17 protein-coding genes are annotated in these 15331 nt (G+C 69.8%); 4 read left to right on the top strand and 13 right to left on the bottom strand.

Annotated elements, in window-relative coordinates; translation table 11 throughout:
- Window position 1 precedes the first annotated feature (1 nt).
- Genes AC2D9U_RS08430 through AC2D9U_RS08400 form a run of 7 tightly spaced genes read right to left on the bottom strand, consistent with a single transcriptional unit; the run spans window position 2 to window position 5381 of the window.
- The gene (locus AC2D9U_RS08430; RefSeq protein WP_484748029.1) at window positions 2-703 is read right to left on the bottom strand and encodes a LutC/YkgG family protein; all 702 of its coding nucleotides are present in this window, start codon (window positions 701-703) and stop codon (window positions 2-4) included.
- Window positions 700-918, bottom strand: coding sequence for a hypothetical protein (locus AC2D9U_RS08425; protein ID WP_484748028.1), 219 nt, complete (start codon window positions 916-918; stop codon window positions 700-702). Before AC2D9U_RS08425 ends, AC2D9U_RS08430 begins: the two co-directional genes overlap by 4 nt.
- Window positions 915-2348, bottom strand: coding sequence for a lactate utilization protein B (locus AC2D9U_RS08420; RefSeq protein WP_484748027.1), 1434 nt, complete (start codon window positions 2346-2348; stop codon window positions 915-917). The genes AC2D9U_RS08425 and AC2D9U_RS08420 overlap by 4 nt, the downstream gene beginning before the upstream one ends.
- A gap of 4 nt (window positions 2349-2352) precedes the next feature.
- The gene (locus tag AC2D9U_RS08415; protein ID WP_484748026.1) at window positions 2353-3150 is read right to left on the bottom strand and encodes a (Fe-S)-binding protein; all 798 of its coding nucleotides are present in this window, start codon (window positions 3148-3150) and stop codon (window positions 2353-2355) included.
- Window positions 3151-3188: 38 nt separating this feature from the next.
- Complete coding sequence (gene dnaQ, locus AC2D9U_RS08410) at window positions 3189-3887, bottom strand: DNA polymerase III subunit epsilon (protein ID WP_484748025.1); 699 nt, start codon at window positions 3885-3887, stop codon at window positions 3189-3191.
- Window positions 3884-4471: a dephospho-CoA kinase gene (coaE, locus tag AC2D9U_RS08405; RefSeq protein WP_484748024.1), complete on the bottom strand. Its 588-nt coding sequence runs from the start codon at window positions 4469-4471 to the stop codon at window positions 3884-3886. The genes dnaQ and coaE overlap by 4 nt, the downstream gene beginning before the upstream one ends.
- Before the next feature lie 19 nt (window positions 4472-4490).
- Window positions 4491-5381, bottom strand: coding sequence for a shikimate dehydrogenase (locus AC2D9U_RS08400; protein WP_484748023.1), 891 nt, complete (start codon window positions 5379-5381; stop codon window positions 4491-4493).
- A gap of 91 nt (window positions 5382-5472) precedes the next feature.
- Between AC2D9U_RS08400 and gshB the strand changes: the two genes are divergently transcribed.
- Window positions 5473-6417 carry a glutathione synthase gene (gshB, locus tag AC2D9U_RS08395; protein WP_484748022.1) on the top strand — a complete coding sequence of 315 codons (945 nt, stop codon included), beginning with the start codon at window positions 5473-5475 and terminating at the stop codon, window positions 6415-6417.
- A gap of 188 nt (window positions 6418-6605) precedes the next feature.
- Here gshB and AC2D9U_RS08390 read toward each other — a convergent pair whose 3' ends face one another.
- On the bottom strand, window positions 6606-7499 hold the full coding sequence (locus tag AC2D9U_RS08390; RefSeq protein WP_484748021.1) for a fumarylacetoacetate hydrolase family protein: 894 nt from the start codon (window positions 7497-7499) through the stop codon (window positions 6606-6608).
- A 12-nt stretch (window positions 7500-7511) separates the two neighbouring features.
- Complete coding sequence (locus AC2D9U_RS08385) at window positions 7512-8477, bottom strand: Bug family tripartite tricarboxylate transporter substrate binding protein (protein WP_484748020.1); 966 nt, start codon at window positions 8475-8477, stop codon at window positions 7512-7514.
- A 126-nt stretch (window positions 8478-8603) separates the two neighbouring features.
- On the opposite strand from AC2D9U_RS08385, the gene AC2D9U_RS08380 reads away from it, so the two are divergent.
- Together AC2D9U_RS08380 and AC2D9U_RS08375 are read left to right on the top strand one after the other, a co-directional pair.
- Window positions 8604-9227: a glutathione S-transferase family protein gene (locus tag AC2D9U_RS08380; RefSeq protein WP_484748019.1), complete on the top strand. Its 624-nt coding sequence runs from the start codon at window positions 8604-8606 to the stop codon at window positions 9225-9227.
- Window positions 9224-9799, top strand: coding sequence for a histidine phosphatase family protein (locus AC2D9U_RS08375; protein ID WP_484748018.1), 576 nt, complete (start codon window positions 9224-9226; stop codon window positions 9797-9799). Before AC2D9U_RS08380 ends, AC2D9U_RS08375 begins: the two co-directional genes overlap by 4 nt.
- 88 nt (window positions 9800-9887) lie before the next feature.
- Here AC2D9U_RS08375 and parE read toward each other — a convergent pair whose 3' ends face one another.
- From parE to AC2D9U_RS08360, 3 genes are read right to left on the bottom strand one after another with little or no spacing between them, the layout of a single operon-like run.
- On the bottom strand, window positions 9888-11891 hold the full coding sequence (gene parE, locus AC2D9U_RS08370) for a DNA topoisomerase IV subunit B (RefSeq protein WP_484748017.1): 2004 nt from the start codon (window positions 11889-11891) through the stop codon (window positions 9888-9890).
- A 57-nt stretch (window positions 11892-11948) separates the two neighbouring features.
- A complete protein-coding gene (locus tag AC2D9U_RS08365) occupies window positions 11949-12545 on the bottom strand; it encodes a c-type cytochrome (RefSeq protein ID WP_484748016.1) in 597 nt (198 codons plus the stop codon).
- Complete coding sequence (locus AC2D9U_RS08360; protein WP_484748015.1) at window positions 12542-13756, bottom strand: PQQ-dependent sugar dehydrogenase; 1215 nt, start codon at window positions 13754-13756, stop codon at window positions 12542-12544. The genes AC2D9U_RS08365 and AC2D9U_RS08360 overlap by 4 nt, the downstream gene beginning before the upstream one ends.
- 148 nt (window positions 13757-13904) lie before the next feature.
- Here AC2D9U_RS08360 and AC2D9U_RS08355 point away from each other — a divergent pair, with 148 nt between their 5' ends.
- A complete protein-coding gene (locus AC2D9U_RS08355) occupies window positions 13905-14495 on the top strand; it encodes a DUF938 domain-containing protein (RefSeq protein ID WP_484748014.1) in 591 nt (196 codons plus the stop codon).
- A gap of 4 nt (window positions 14496-14499) precedes the next feature.
- On the opposite strand, the gene AC2D9U_RS08350 is transcribed toward AC2D9U_RS08355, so the two are convergent.
- On the bottom strand, window positions 14500-15282 hold the full coding sequence (locus AC2D9U_RS08350; protein ID WP_484748013.1) for a succinate dehydrogenase iron-sulfur subunit: 783 nt from the start codon (window positions 15280-15282) through the stop codon (window positions 14500-14502).
- Window positions 15283-15331 lie beyond the last annotated feature (49 nt).

The following is a 15331-nucleotide window of genomic DNA, read 5'->3' as shown; positions in this document are numbered from 1 at the left end:
GTCAGGCGCGGGCGCCGGGGTCGTCCTCGACCAGCAGGATGTGCAGCCGCCGCGGCCCATGCGCGCCGAGTTCCAGCGTCTGCTCGATATCCGCGCTTCGCGAGGGGCCGGTGACCAGCATCAGGTTGCGCGGCATGAAGCCGCCGGTGAGGGGATCCACCCGCTCGGCCCGCAGCAGGTCCCAGGCTTCCTCATAGGCACCGACGATGCGCGAGGCGCGCAGCAGCACGATCTCGGTCTCCGGCAGCAGGTTCAGCGTGGCCGGGCGCGCGGGGTCGGAGGGGAAGAACAGCGTGCCCGTCTCGGCCACGCCGGCCCAGGCATGCTGCAGGCTGACCATGTCGCCATCCTGCGCACGCCGCGCCTCGCGCGCCAGCATCGGACGGGCGGACCAGTCGATGCCCTCAAGCTCGGGGTGCGGCGCCATGACGAGCCGCGCGGGCAAATTTTGCGCCGCAAGATAATCGGTGATCGCGGCGGGAACGGCGGAAAGATCCGGCAGGCGTTCGACCGTGCCGAATTCCTTCTCGACATTCTTCACGAAGAGCGTGATCTGCTCCGCGCGTGGCAGGCGCGAGCGCGCCGGGATCAGATGCCGCGGATGGCTGGCGAGCCGCCCGGCCAGCATCGCGCCCTGGTCGGCCGGGAGCGGCCCGCGCTTGAGGCCACGGCGGATCGCGCCGAGGATGGCGTCCTTGCTCATCGCTGGTCCTGCTCCAGCGCCTCGCGCACGGCCTGTTCCAGCCGCGCGAGGGCGCGTTCGATGCGGTCGAAATCGGCGTCGATCCGGTTCTCCGTCTGCGGCGCGTTCAGCCCCGCCAGGATCTCCTCCAGCGTGCCGCTCGGCCGCGGCGCGGCGCGCGAGGGCGCATTGCCGGGGAAGCGGTAGCCATGCACGCGCTCGGCCTCCTCGCTCATCCGCGGCGCTCCCGCTGCTGCTTCGCGTAGCGCTGCATGAAGGTGCCGCCGGGCTCGGGGAGGGGCAATTCGCGCCCCGCCGTCCAGCCGCCGGCGAGCGGCAGGGAGGAGAGGCTGCCCTTGCCGCGCCCGATCAGCCCCAGCGCGCGGGTCGCGAGGCTGCTGGCCACGCGATAGAGCGAGGGCCGCTTCGCCACCCAGGCCCAGGCGGCGAGGTTGCTGCGCTGGGTGGCGGGGGTCAGGTGGCGTTCGAACTCGCGCTCGCGCCAATGGCGCATCAGCTTGGGCAGGGGGATCTTCACCGGGCAGACGCTCTCGCATTTGCCGCAGAAGGTGGAGGCGTTGGGCAGATGCCCGGCCTTGTCGACGCCGACGAGCGTGGGCGTCAGCACGCTGCCCATCGGGCCGGGATAGACCCAGCCATAGGCATGCCCGCCAGTGACGCCATAGACCGGGCAATGATTCATGCAGGCGGCGCAGCGGATGCACCGGAGCATTTCCTGGAAATCCGTGCCGATCATGTTGGAACGGCCGTTGTCGATCAGCACCACATGATATTCTTCCGGCCCATCCGCGTCGCCCTGGCGACGGATTCCGGTGGAGAACGTGGTGTAGACGGAAAAATCCTGCCCCGTGGCGGAGCGCGCGAGCAGGCGCAGCAGGCTCGTCGCGTCCTCCAATGTGGGCACCATCTTCTCGATGCTGGCGAGCACGACATGCACGCGCGGCAGCGTCTGCGTCAGGTCGCCATTGCCCTCATTCGTGACGATGACGGAAGAGCCCGTCTCGGCGATCAGGAAATTCGCCCCCGTGATGCCGACATCGGCGGCGAGGAATTTCGCGCGCAGCCTTGTGCGCGCCTCGGTCATGATGTCGCGCCGCTCGGCGAAGACACGGTCCTTCGGCAGATCCGTGTGCATCTCCCGGAAGCTTTCCTCCCAATCCTCGCGGTTGAGGTGGAAGGCCGGGCCGATGATGTGGCTGGGCGGTTCCTTGCGGAGCTGCAGGATGTATTCGCCGAGATCGGTCTCGACCGGGATGATGCCATGCGTCTCAAGGTGGTCGTTGATTCCGAGCTCCTCGGAGATCATCGACTTGCCCTTGGTGACGGTCTTGGCCCCCGCCTTGCGGCAGATCTCGAGTACCGTGGCGCGGGCATCATCCGCCGTGGAGCACCAATGCACCACGCCGCCCGCACGCTCGACATTCGCGGCATAGGTCTCGAGATACCAGTCCAGATTCGCCAGCGTGTGGTTCTTGATGTCGCGCCCGATCTCGCGCAGCCGCTCGAATTCCGGCAGGGCCGCGACGGCCGCCGTGCGCTTGCCGGGAAACGACGCCTTGGAGCGCGCGAGCGCCTTCTGCAGGCCGGGATCGGCCATGGCGCGGGAGGCGTTCTGCTTGAAGGCGGGCGAGGTGAGATGGACCATCGTCTTATCCCTTCATGCCTATTCCGCGCGCCTCTGGCGCGACGCCGATGGGCGCCACATCGCCCGTCATGCCCGCCAGCACCTCCGCCACATGGCGCACGCGCACGGGCACGCCCTCACGTTTGAGTTTGCCGGCCATGTTGAGCAGGCAGCCCATGTCGCCGGCGAGCAGCGTATCCGCCCCCGTCGCCTGGATGTCCTTCACCTTGTCGCCGACCATGCGGGTCGAGATCTCGGGGTATTTCACGCAGAAGGTGCCGCCGAAGCCGCAGCAGGTCTCGGGCTCGGCCATCTCGCGCATCGCAACCCCCTCGACGCCCGCGAGCAGCTTGCGCGGCTGCGCCTTGATGCCGAGCTCGCGCAGGCCCGAGCAGGAATCATGGTAGGTGACGATGCCCTCATAGCGCGCGGCCACCGCTGCCATCCCCATCACATCGGTGAGGAAGGAGACCAGCTCATGCGTCTTGGCGGCCAGCGCCTCGGCCCGGCCGCGGTAATAGGGGTCGGAATCGTCGAAGAGCCCGGCGTAATGGTGGCTGATCATCCCGCCGCAGGAGCCTGAGGGCACCACCGTGTAGTCATAGGGCAGGAAGGCATCGATCACCGGCCGGGCGAGGTCGCGCGCCGTGGCGCGATCCCCCGAATTATAGGCCGGCTGGCCGCAGCAGGTCTGGACGGAGGGCACCTCCACCTGGCAGCCCGCCTGTTCCAGCAGCTTGATCGCCGCGAAGCCGACGGAAGGCCGGTAGAGATCCACCAGGCAGGTGACGAAGAGCGCGACGCGCGGGCGGGGCTTGGTCATGCCCCTATGTAGGGGAAGCGCCCCGGATCGGGGAGGGGCTATTCCGGCGCGTAGGGCGGGGCGAGCCAGAGCGCCCCCTTCACCTTGCGCGTCACGAAGTCGAGATGCGCCGCCGCCTCTTCCGCGCTGACCGTGATGGGGCGCGGGGTGCGGTGCACGGGCGCCACCCCGCCGGCCGCATCCAGCACGCGCGGCGCGGCCTGGGCCGAGAGTTCGAGGCCGGGCTGCTTCCCGCCCATCAGCTCGAGAAACACCTCGGCCAGCAGCTTCACGTCCAGCAGCGCGTTGTGGCTGGTGCGCATGGAGTTATCCACGCCCAGGCGCCGGCACAGCGCATCGAGGCTGTTGGGCAGGCCGGGATAACGGCGCTTGGCGATGGCGAGGCTGTCCACCATCCGCGCGCGATCGAGCTTCGGCAGGCCGGCGAGGTCGAACTCTGCGTCGAGGAAGCCGAAATCGAAGGGCGCGTTGTGGGCGATGATCTCGTCCTCGCCGAGGAAGTCGAGCAGCTCTTCGGCGATATCCGCAAAGCGCGGCTTGCCGCGCAGCATCTCGGCGGTGAAGCCGTGCACGCGCGTCGATTCCTCGGGCACGTCGCGCTCGGGGTCGATGATGCGGTGGAAGGTGCCGCCGGTGGGCATGAAGTTGAACAGCTCGATCGCCGCGACCTCGATCACCCGGTCACCGGCGCGCGGGTCGAGCCCCGTGGTTTCGGTATCGAGAACGATCTGCCTCATGCGCGCAGCTCCCGGACCAGGCGGCGGATGCGGGCCTGCGCGACATGGCGCGACAGGCCGGTGGGGATGACGTGGTCGGCGCGGCGGCGCTTCTCGCGGTCGGGCATCTGCCGGGCGCGGATGGCGGCGAGTCGCGCCTCGGTCATGCCGCCGCGGGCCAGCACGCGCAGGCGCTGCACGGAAGCGGGGGCGGAGACGACGACGACGATATCCACCCGTTTTTCGCCGCCGGTTTCCAGCAGCAGCGGAACATCCAGCACGGCGAGGCGGGAGGCGCGGCGGCGGCAGGCGGCGCGGAAGCGGTTCTCCATCATGCGGACCAGCGGGTGCATGAGCCTCTCCAGCCGCTTGAGGGCAGCCGGGTCGCCCAGCACGCGGCCGCGCAGCGCCTCCCGGTCCACGCGCCCCTCGCGCGTGGTGCCGGGGAAGGCGGCCTCGATGGGCTTCACCGCCGCCCCACCGCGGCCCTGCAGCGCGTGCACGGCGGCGTCGGCGTCGAAGACCGGCACGCGCAGCCGCCGGAAGGTGGCGGCGGCGGTGGATTTGCCCATGCCGATGCCGCCGGTGAGGCCGATCACCTTCATGGTGTCTTGCGCCGCCGATTCACGCTTCGCTCCTCGACCGCAAAGCGGCCTGCGGTGCTTCGCGATCGGAGGCGGGGGGAATATCATGGGCCACGAAGGCCCGAAGCTCGGCATCCACCTGCGGCGCCACGCCGAACCAGGCCTCGAAGCCGGGCCGCGCCTGGTGCAGCAGCATGCCCAGCCCATCCACCCCGCGCAGCCCGCGCGCCCGCGCGGCGGCGAGCAGCGGCGTCTCCAGCGGCACATAGACCATGTCCGCCACCACCGCGTTCCCCGGCAAAGGCGCGAGGTCGATGGTGAGCGGCGGCTGGCCGACCATGCCGAGCGAGGTGCCGTTCACCAGCAGCGCCACGCCGCGCAGATCGGGCTCGCGCGCCACCGCCACCGGGCCGCCGAGGTCGCGCGCCAAGGCCTCGGCGCGCTCGATCGTGCGGTTCACCAGGATCAGCCGCGGGCAGCCGGCATCGAGCAGCGCGGCGGCGACGGCGCGCACCGCCCCCCCCGCGCCCAGGATCACCGCCGGGCCCGCGGCGGGCGTGAAGCCGGGCGCCTGCTCGAGGAGCGATTCCACGAAGCCGTAGCCATCCGTGCTGGTGCCGTGGATCCGCCCCTCCTCCCGGAAGATCAGCGTGTTGACCGAGCCCGCGCGATGCGCCACGGCATCGACCGTGTCGCACAGGGCGAAGGCCGCTTCCTTGTGCGGGATGGTGACGTTGGCCCCGGCGAAGCCGAGATCGACCAGCGCGCGCACCGCGGGGGCGAAGCGCTCGGGCGCGACCGGCAGCGGCAGATAGGCGCCATCGATCCCGTGCCGCGCCAGCCAGAAGCCGTGCAGCCGCGGCGAGCGGGAATGCGAGACGGGCCACCCGAGGACCCCGGCCTTGCGGGCCTTGCCGGACAGGACATGCATGGGGCGGAAGTGAGCCCGCCGGGCCGCGCTGGTCAATGGCCCCCGGTCATGCGACGGAAGGGGCAATGGCTGAACCCGGAGTGCCCGAACCATGACGAAGACCCTCAAGGTCGCGGTCCAGATGGACCCCATCGGCGGCGTGAACATCGACGCCGACAGCACCTTCGCGATGATGCTGGAGGCCCAGGCGCGCGGCCATGCGCTCTGGCACTACCATGTGCGCGACCTCGCGCTGCATGGCGGGCGCGTGCTGGCCCAGGCCCAGCCCGTCACACTTCGGCGCGAATACGGCAACCACGTCACCTTCGGCCCGACCGAGGAGATCGACCTGGCGAAGGTGGATGTGGTGCTGATGCGCCAGGACCCGCCCTTCGACATGGCCTACATCACCGCCACCCATATCCTGGAGCACATCCACCCGAAGACGCTGGTGGTGAACGACCCGGCCAGCGTGCGCAACGCGCCGGAAAAGCTCTTCGTCACGCATTTTCCGGAGCTGATGCCCGAGACGCTGATCACCGCCGATGTCCGGCAGATCCGCAAGTTCCGTGAGAAGCACGGCGACATCATCATCAAGCCGCTGTTCGGCAATGGCGGCGCGGGGGTGTTCCACCTCCGGCCCGAGGACCCCAACCTCAACGCGCTGACCGAGATGTTCACCGAGAAGTCGCGCGAACCCCTGGTGGTGCAGCGCTACGTCCCAGACGTGCGGAAGGGCGACAAGCGCATCATCCTCGTGGATGGCATCGCCATGGGCGCGATCAACCGCGTGCCGGCGGCGGGCGAGGCGCGCAGCAACATGCATGTCGGCGGGCGGCCGGAACCCACGACGCTGACCGATCGCGAGCGCGAGATCTGCGCCGCCATCGGCCCGGCGCTGCGGGAACGGGGCCTGATCTTCGTGGGCATCGACGTGATCGGCGACTACCTGACCGAGATCAACGTGACCTCGCCGACCGGGCTGCAGGAAATCGCGCGCTTCGACGGCACGCATCTGGAACGCGCGATCTGGGACGCGATCGAGGCGAAGCGCTGAGGGGGGCTCTGCCCCCCTCAGACTCCCCCCGCCAAGGGGCAGTGGCCCCTTGGAACCCATTTCGTTTTCAACGCCGTCAGGCGGGGGGCACTTCGGCCCCCCGCCTGACGGCGTTAAACTGAATCGAGGTCCAGGAGGCTAAGCCTCCTGGCGGGAGGGTCCGGGAGGGCAGCGCCCTCCCGCCGCGCTCACGCCTCGCCCGGCGCCACGATATGCGTGGTGATCCGCATCAGCCCCTCGATCCCCGCCACGCAGGTATCCCCCGGCTTCAGGTAGAGTTCCGCCGCGTTCGGATGCCCGATCGCCGTGCCGCGCGGCGCGCCGGTGGCGATGATGTCGCCCACCTCGAAGGGCATGAAGCGCGAGAAATGCGCGATGATGCCCTCGATGCGGTGGATGTACTCATCCGTGTTCACGCGCAGGCGCAGCTGCCCGTTCACCTCGCAGGTCAGCCACAGATCATAGGGATCCGCGACCTCCCCCGTCGGCACCACATAGGGACCCACCGGGCAGAAGCCCGGCATGTTCTTCGACACCCAGAACTTCGTGCCGGAGATCACCTCCTGCTTCTGGATCTCCCGCGCGGTGAGGTCGTTCAGCACGGTGATGCCCTGCACGTAGTGGCGGGCCTCCGCGCGCGACACATGGAAGGCGCGCCTGGTGACGATGAAGGCCAGCTCAGGCTCATAGTCGAAGGTCGTGATGCCCTCGGGCCGCACCACGCGGGCCCCTTCGCCGACCAGCGTCTCCGGCAGCTTCACGAAGCTGGTGGGTTCCTGCGGGTCTTCCTTCAGCATGCCCTGCGCCACCAGCTCCGCGCGATGCACCTTGCTGTTCTTGCCGACGCACCAGATTTTGCCGGGATTCGGGATCGGCGGCAGGATGTGGCACGCCGCAAGCGGCAGCCGCACCGTCGCGGCGGCGATCATCGCGCGCAACTCGGGCAGCGGCAGTGCCAGTGCGCGGCGCATGTCCCAATCCGCGCCATGCGCCGCCGAGAGGTCGAGCAGCACATCCCCATCGAGCGCGCCGAGGCGCGGCCGCAGATCGCCGCGGGAGAGAAACGTCGCCAGTCGGATCATGACAGGAAGAACCTATTCCAGGGTGATGTTGCGTTCGCGGACCACACGCTGCCATTTCGCGATGTCGGAATCGACGTAGTCGGCGAAGGGGCCGGGCGCCATCGGCTCGGGCTCAGCCCCGAGGCTGGCCAGGCGCGTGCGCGTCTCGGGCAGGGTCAGCGCGCGCGCGGCGTCGGCGCTGATGCGCTCGGCGATGGCGGGGTTGAGACCGCGCGGGGCAAAGAGCGCGAACCAGCCGACCGCCGAATAGCCCGGCAGGCCGGTCTCGGCCACGGTGCGCAGCCCGGGCAGCAGCGCGGTGGGGCGCTCGGAGGTGACAGCCAGGTTCACCACCTGCCCCGCCGCCACCGCAGCCGCCACGGTCTGGGGCGGGGCGAACATCAGGTGGATGCGCCCGGCGACAAGATCGGTCAGCGCGGGGCCGGTGCCGCGATAGGGCACGTGCAGCATCTCGATCCCGGCCATGGAGGCGAACAATTCCGCGGCGAGGTGGCTCGCCGCGCCGGTGCCGGAACTGCCGAAGGTGAAGTGGCCCGGCCGCGCCTTGGCCAGCGCGATCAGCTCCGCCACGTTGCGCGCGCCCACGCCGGGATGCATCGCCACCACATAGGCGGGGGCGGCGATCAGCGTGATGGGGGTCAGGTGCTCGCGCACCGCGAAGGCGCGCTCGGCACCGGCCAGGCCCATCATGCCGCCCGTGGAGGTGACCATCAGCGTATGGCCGTCGGGCTGCGCGCGCTGGACCATCTGCAGACCGATGCGCCCTGCCCCGCCACCGCGGTTTTCGACGACAACCGATTGCCGCCAGTTCTCGGAAAAATGCTGCGCGAGGATGCGCGCGAGCACATCGGTCCCACCCCCCGGCGGGAAGGGCACGACGATGGTCACGGCGCGGCCGGGGAAACCCTCCTGCGCCCGCGCGAGGTGGGGCGCGGCCAGAAGGGGGGCGGCGGCAAGGATGGATCTGCGGCGCAGCATGGCACGTTCCTCCGATCTTTCCCCAGCAGATGACATGCGCGCTGCCCAGGGCCAAGGGGTACGGGGGGATGGCGAGCCCCGCCGTCGCGCCCTACAAACGGGAGAAGACCTGAAGGGACAACGACCATGAAGCTGCACTATTCGCCCGGCGCCTGCTCGCTCGGCATCCACGTGATCCTGGAAGAGATCGGCAAGCCCTATGAGCTGTCGCTGGTCGCGCTGAAGGAAGGCGCGCAGTACAAGCCCGACTACATGGCGGTGAACCCGAAGTCGAAGGTGCCGGCGCTGGATCGCGGCGATGGCCGCGTGCTGACCGAGTTTCCCGTCATCGCCTGGTGGCTGGCGAAGTCGAACCCCGAGGCGGCGCTGATCCCGACCGAGTTCGAGGGCGAGACGCGCTGCCTCGAGATGCTCGACTATGTCTGCGGCACCATCCATCCGCAGGGTTTCACGCGCCAGTTCCGCGCCGCCAACTTCACCCCGCGCGAGGAGGACATCCCCCGCGTGGTCGAGCAGGGCAAGGCACTCGCCGCCAAGTATTTCGACACGCTGGAGAAGACCTGGACGGGCGGAACCTATGTGTTGCCCTCGGGCTTCTCGGTGGCGGATGCGGCGTTGTTCTTCGTGGAATACTGGGCCGTGCGTCGCAGCGGCATGACCCTGCCGCCGCGGCTGGACGCGCATCTGAAGGCGATGCTCGCCCGCCCCGCGGTGCAGCGCGCGCTGACGCAGGAAGGCCTCGCCCTTTGAGGCTCGCGGCGACGCCCTTCTGGTTCCTCCGCCATGGCGAGACGGATTGGAATGCGCAGGGGCTCTCCCAGGGGCGCACGGACATTCCGCTGAACGCGGTGGGCGTGGCGCAGGCGCAGCGCGCGGCGCGCACGCTTGCACCGCTGGCCATCGCGAGCATCGTCGCCTCGCCGTTGACGCGCGCACGCGTCACGGCCGAGATCGCGGCCCTTGCGCTGGGCCTGCCGGTCAGCCTCGACGAGGACCTCGCCGAGGTGAATTTCGGCGAGCAGGAAGGCCTGCCGATGGGCGATTGGTATGATGACTGGATCGCAGGCGACTACACGCCGATCGGCGCCGAGACCTTCCAGCAATTGCGCGACCGCGCCGCGGCGGCGGTGAACCGCGCGCTGGCGCAGCCCGGGCCGGTGCTGGTGGTGGCGCATGGCGCGCTGTTCCGCGCGCTGCGGCTGGAGATGGGGCTGGAGGCGAATGTCCGCACGCCCAACGCCCTGCCGCTGCACCTGCTGCCGCCGGCGCATGGCGGGACATCGTGGAGCATCGTGCCGGCGACGCTGGCACCGGAGGCCTGATCCCGAGGGTCACTCGGGGTGGCTGGTTGGGCTGTGTTCGCCCGCGGGCGCCGGTGCCGCAGCTGGGTCAGGCCGCGTTCGTCCCGGCTCAGGCGTCCAGCGCCTCGGCATCCAGCTTCGCCGCATTGTCCTGGATGAAGCGGAAGCGCAGCTCCGGCCTTCGGCCCATCAGGGCCTCGATCAGGTCGGAGGTCTTCGCCCGCTCCTCCGCCGGCAGCACCACGCGCAGCAGGGTGCGGCGCTTCGGGTCCATCGTCGTCTCCTTCAGCGAGGCCGGCGGCATCTCGCCAAGGCCCTTGAAGCGGGAGACATCGACCTTCTGGTTCGCCTTGAATTCGCGCTTCATCAGCCGCTCGCGATCCGCATCGTCCTTGGCATAGACGGTCTTGCCCGGCGCCTGTAGCCGGTAGAGCGGCGGCTGCGCCAGGAAGACGCGGCCCTGGCGCACCAGCTCCGGCAATTCCTTGTAGAAGAAGGTCATCAGCAGGGCGGCGATATGCGCGCCGTCCACATCGGCGTCGGTCATGATCACGACGCGGCCGTAGCGCAGCCGGCCGACGTCGAACTTCTCGCCCGCGCCGCAGCCCAGCGCCTCGATCAGGTCCTTCAGCTCCTGGTTGCCGCGCAGCTTGTCCGCGCTGGCCGAGGCGACGTTGAGGATCTTGCCGCGCAACGGCAGCACCGCCTGCGTCTCGCGGTCGCGCGCCTGCTTGGCGGAGCCGCCCGCGGAATCGCCCTCGACCAGGAACAGCTCCGTGCCGTCCACGCCCTCCCGCGCGCAATCGGCGAGCTTGCCGGGCAGGCGCAGCTTGCGCGTGGCGGATTTGCGCGGCGTCTCCTTCTGCTCGCGGCGCCGGATGCGGTCCTCGGCGCGCTCGATGCACCAGGCGAGCAGATTGTCGGCGCGCGCCGGGTCGCCGGTCAGCCAATGGTCGAAATGGTCGCGCAAGCCCTGCTCGACCAGCCGCGTCGCCTCGGGCGAGGTCAGCTTGTCCTTGGTCTGGCCCTGGAATTGCGGGTCGCGGATGAAGACCGAGAGCATCCCGGCAAGGCCACCCAGCACGTCCTCGGCCGTGATCTGGCCCGCGCGCTTGTCCTTCTTCAGCTCGCCATAGGCGCGCAGGCCCTTGACCAGCGCGGCGCGCAGCCCGGCTTCATGCGTGCCGCCCTGCGGCGTGGGGATGGTGTTGGCGTAGGTGGAAAGGAAGCCATCGCCGAATTCCAGCCAGGTCAGCGCCCATTCGCAGCGCCCCGCGCCCTCGGGGAAGCTCACCTCGCCGGCCCAGGGGGCGGGCACGACCACGGGCTTGCCCTCGATCGAGGCGGCGAGGAAGTCGCTCAGCCCGCCGGGGAAATGCAGCACGGCCTGCGCCGGCGTCTCCGTGCCCTCGACCAGCTTCGGGTCGCAGGACCAGCGGATCTCGACGCCGCGGAACAGATAGGCCTTGGAGCGGCAGAAGCGGTGCAGCCGCGCCGGGTTGAAGTCGAGCGTGCCGAAGATCTCGGGATCGGGGCGGAAGCGCAGCTGCGTGCCGCGCCGGTTCTGCACGGCGCCGAGATTCTTCAGCTTCTGCACCGGCTTGCCGCGCTCGAAGGCATGGCCCCAGAGCACGCGCTCGCGCGCCACCTCCACCTCCAGCCGCTCGGCCAGGGCATTGACCACGGAGGAGCCCACGCCGTGCAACCCGCCCGAGGTCTCATAGGCCTTGCCGGAGAACTTGCCGCCCGAATGCAGCGTGGTGAGGATCACCTCCAGCGCCGAGAGCTTCGGGAATTTCGGGTGCGGGTCGATCGGGATGCCGCGGCCATTGTCGCGCACCGTCAGCCAGTTGCCGGCCTCGAGCGTGACCTCGATACGGTCGGCATGGCCGGCCACGGCCTCATCCATGGCGTTGTCGATGATCTCGGCGGCGAGGTGATGCAGCGCATTCTCATCCGTGCCGCCGATATACATGCCAGGCCGGCGGCGGACGGGCTCCAGCCCCTCCAGCACCTCGATATCCTTGGCGGAATACTCGCCGCCCGCCGGCAGGCTCGCGGCGGGCTTCGCGGGGGGAGTCGCCGGACGGCCCGGCTTGAACAAGTCGTTCATGCTGTGTTCTCGCTCTCCGGGCCACCATAGCGAGGTGGCCGAAGGGCGACAACGGTATCAGTCCCGCTGGGACAGGTAATGCGCCAGCGCGGCAAGGTCGGCGTTGCTGATGCCGGCCACCGCGCCATTCATGTTGCTGTCCGTGCCCACGCGCAGCCCGTCGCGATACTCGATCATGGTCGAGAGCAGGAATTCCTCGCGCTGCGCGGTCAGGCGCGGGATCTGGTTGCGGCCACGGAAATCCGGCAGGTGGCACACGCCGCAATTCGCGCGCGCGGCGATCGCCTGCCCTGCCGCGTAGAGCGCGGCGTCGCGCGGCCTTCGGTCATCCGGCGGGCCATGCGGGAAGGCGGCGAAGAAGGCGGCGATGTCCTCGATGTCGCGATCCGGCAGGCCGGAAGCGAAGGCCGTCATCGCCGGCACCTGGCGCAGCCCCTCGCGGAACAGGATCATCTGCAGCGTGATGAACTCCGCCGGCTGGCCCGCCAGCGAGGGAATGCCCTGCTGCTGGCTGCGGCCATCGGCGCCGTGGCAATTGGCGCAGGAATGCGCGGCGAGGCTCCCCCCTCGCTGCGCATCCTGCGCCCCGGCCGGCAGGGCGGCGAGGAACGCCGCCGCCACCAGGGCCGGAAGTCGCCAGCCCGTGAACCTCACCGGCTGTAGGTGATGCGGTAGATCGCACCCATCTGCTCACCGGAGACGAGCAGCGAGCCGTCGCGCAGCACATGCACCTCGGCCGGGCGATCATGGAAGCGCTGTGCGGCGTCGTCGCGCAGGCCGGTGAGGAATTCCTCCACCCGCGTCACATTGCCCTGCGCGTCGAGATGCGCGACCACCACGTCATAGCCCGAGAGCGTCGCGCGGTTCCAGGAGCCGCGGCGGGCGATGAAGATCTGGTTGCGGTACTGCTCGGGGAACATCGTGCCCGTGTAGAAGCGCATCCCCAGCACCGCCGTATGCGGGCCAAGCAGGGCCGCGGGCTGCGAGAATTCGCTGCAGGTCCGGCCGCGGTTGTACTGCGGGTCCGCCCAGGTGCCGAGGCAGTAGGGGAAGCCGAAATCCTCGCCCGAGCGTCGCACACGCAGCAGCGAATCCTCGGGCGTGTCGTTGCCGACCCAGTCGCGGCCGTGATTGGTGGCCCAGAGTTCGCGCGTCACCGGGTGATGCGCCATGCCGACCGAGTTGCGCACGCCGCGCGCCTCGATCCGGCGGCCGGAGCCATCGGGGTTGAAGGAGACGAGCAGCGCGAACTTGTCGCGGTCCGTGTCGCAGACGTTACAATTCACGCCCACATTGGTGTAGATGCGCCCATCGGGGCCAAGGGTCGCGAACTTCCAATGGTGGTTGCCGCCATGCTCCTGCTCGGTCGGCAGGCCGAAGGCGGCGGTGAGATCGACCGGCGCGGGCGGGTTGTCGAGGTTCGCCTCGATGTTGTCGTAGCGCAGCACGCGGTTGACGGCGAAGACGTAGAGGCTGTTGCCGATCATCACCAGCCCGTTCGGCTGGGCGAGGCCGGTCAGAAGGGTGCGCGTGCGCGTCGTGCCATCGGCGTTGCGGGTGATGGCGTAGACGCGCCCGATCGCGCGCGTGCCGGCGAAGAGCGTGCCGTTGGGACCTTCGGCGATGGCGCGCACGCCGGGCATGCCATGCGCGAAGATCTCGGCGCGGAAGCCCTGCGGCAGGCGGATCTGCTGCACCGGCACCTGCTCCGGCGGCGTCACCGTGAGGCGCGGCGCATGCGGCGCCAGTGTCGAGCCCTCCGGCCGGCCAACGGCCCAGCCGGGCACCGGGGCGGGTGTCTGGGCGAGGGCGGGCAGGGCCACCAGCCCTGCGAAAAGCCCCGCGACGACGGAATTGCGGACCATCTTTCCACTCCCTTTGCGGCAGGCGTTTCTGGCCCGTCCGGAGCAAGATGATGACGGATTCCTGCCCCTTTGGGCAAGATGGAATGCAATCGGTTGCGGATTCTCGCGGCCGGTTGACCGCGATCGCGCAAGACCCGACAGGCAGGACATGATCGAAGATCCCCGTCGCTTCGCCCCCGCCACGCTGCGCAACCGCGACCCGCTGCTCGCCACGCTGCGGGGGCTCCTGCCCGCGCAGGGCCTGATGCTGGAGATCGCCAGCGGCAGCGGCGAGCATTGCGCGCATTTCGCGGCGGCGCTGACGGCGCTGGATTTCCAGCCGACCGACCCGGATCCCGCCAACCGCGCCAGCATCGATGCGTGGTGCACAGGCCTCGCCAATGTGCGCCCGGCCCTGGCGCTGGACGCGACCGCGCCCTGGCCGGTGGCGCGGGCCGAGGCGGTGCTGTGCATCAACATGATCCACATCGCGCCCTGGGCGGCCACGCTCGGCCTGCTGCGCGGCGCGGCTTCGGTGCTGCCGGCGGGCGCGCCGCTGATCCTCTACGGCCCCTTCCGCCGGGCCGGCGTGCCGACCGCGCCGAGCAACGAGGATTTCGACGCGAGCCTGCGCGCCCGCGACCCCGCCTGGGGCCTGCGCGACCTGGAGCAGGTCGCCGCGGCGGCCGAGGGCTTCGGCGCGCCGGCGATCATCGAGATGCCGGCGAACAACCTGACCGTGGTGTTCCGCCGACCCTGATTTCCTACACCACCCGCTCGGCGAGCATCTTCTTGATCTCGCCGATCGCCTGCGCCGGGTTCAGCCCCTTCGGGCAGGTGCGCGCGCAGTTCATGATGGTGTGGCAGCGATAGAGCTTGAACGGATCCTCCAGCGCATCCAGCCGCGCGCCGGTGTGCTCGTCGCGCGAATCCGCGATCCAGCGATAGGCCTGCAGCAGCACGGCCGGGCCGAGATAGCGGTCGCCATTCCACCAATAGCTGGGGCAGGAGGTCGTGCAGCAGAAGCACAGGATGCACTCCCACAGCCCGTCGAGCTTCGCGCGCTCTTCCTTGCTCTGCAGCCGCTCGCCATCGGGCGGCGGGGGGGTGTCCGCCTTCAGCCAGGGCTCGACGCTGCGCAGCTGCGCGTAGATCTGCGAGAGATCGGGCACGAGGTCCTTCACCACCGGCATGTGCGGCAGCGGATGGATGCGGACCTCGCCCTTCACCTCCTCGATCGGCTTGAGGCAGGCGAGCGTGTTCAGCCCGTCGATGTTCATCGCGCAGCTGCCGCAGATGCCCTCGCGGCAGGACCGCCGGAAGGTCAGCGTGGTGTCGACCTCGTTCTTGATCTTGATGAGGGCGTCAAGAACCATCGGGCCGCAGGCCTCGAGGTCGATGTCGTAGGTATCGGTGCGCGGGTTGTCGCCCGTGTCCGGATCCCAGCGATAGATCTTGAAGCTGCGCACCTTCTTCGCCCCGGCCGGCGCGGGAAAGTGCTGGCCCTTCGAGATGGTGGAGTTCTTCGGCAGGGTGAAAGTCGCCATGGGAAATGTCCTTCTTGGCCGGCCGATTCACGCCTCCGGGGCCTGCGCC

Source organism: Roseomonas sp. TF40, assembly GCF_057219975.1.
This window is presented reverse-complemented; position numbering and strand designations above follow the sequence as displayed.

Bases quoted from the DNA above. Each gene is read 5' to 3' on its own strand.
- AC2D9U_RS08430 (WP_484748029.1), bottom strand. From the start codon at position 703: ATGAGCAAGGACGCCATCCTCGGCGCGATCCGCCGTGGCCTCAAGCGC.
- AC2D9U_RS08425 (WP_484748028.1), bottom strand. From the start codon at position 918: ATGAGCGAGGAGGCCGAGCGCGTGCATGGCTACCGCTTCCCCGGCAAT.
- AC2D9U_RS08420 (WP_484748027.1), bottom strand. From the start codon at position 2,348: ATGGTCCATCTCACCTCGCCCGCCTTCAAGCAGAACGCCTCCCGCGCC.
- AC2D9U_RS08415 (WP_484748026.1), bottom strand. From the start codon at position 3,150: ATGACCAAGCCCCGCCCGCGCGTCGCGCTCTTCGTCACCTGCCTGGTG.
- dnaQ (WP_484748025.1), bottom strand. From the start codon at position 3,887: ATGAGGCAGATCGTTCTCGATACCGAAACCACGGGGCTCGACCCGCGC.
- coaE (WP_484748024.1), bottom strand. From the start codon at position 4,471: ATGAAGGTGATCGGCCTCACCGGCGGCATCGGCATGGGCAAATCCACC.
- AC2D9U_RS08400 (WP_484748023.1), bottom strand. From the start codon at position 5,381: ATGCATGTCCTGTCCGGCAAGGCCCGCAAGGCCGGGGTCCTCGGGTGG.
- gshB (WP_484748022.1), top strand. From the start codon at position 5,473: ATGACGAAGACCCTCAAGGTCGCGGTCCAGATGGACCCCATCGGCGGC.
- AC2D9U_RS08390 (WP_484748021.1), bottom strand. From the start codon at position 7,499: ATGATCCGACTGGCGACGTTTCTCTCCCGCGGCGATCTGCGGCCGCGC.
- AC2D9U_RS08385 (WP_484748020.1), bottom strand. From the start codon at position 8,477: ATGCTGCGCCGCAGATCCATCCTTGCCGCCGCCCCCCTTCTGGCCGCG.
- AC2D9U_RS08380 (WP_484748019.1), top strand. From the start codon at position 8,604: ATGAAGCTGCACTATTCGCCCGGCGCCTGCTCGCTCGGCATCCACGTG.
- parE (WP_484748017.1), bottom strand. From the start codon at position 11,891: ATGAACGACTTGTTCAAGCCGGGCCGTCCGGCGACTCCCCCCGCGAAG.
- AC2D9U_RS08360 (WP_484748015.1), bottom strand. From the start codon at position 13,756: ATGGTCCGCAATTCCGTCGTCGCGGGGCTTTTCGCAGGGCTGGTGGCC.
- AC2D9U_RS08355 (WP_484748014.1), top strand. From the start codon at position 13,905: ATGATCGAAGATCCCCGTCGCTTCGCCCCCGCCACGCTGCGCAACCGC.
- AC2D9U_RS08350 (WP_484748013.1), bottom strand. From the start codon at position 15,282: ATGGCGACTTTCACCCTGCCGAAGAACTCCACCATCTCGAAGGGCCAG.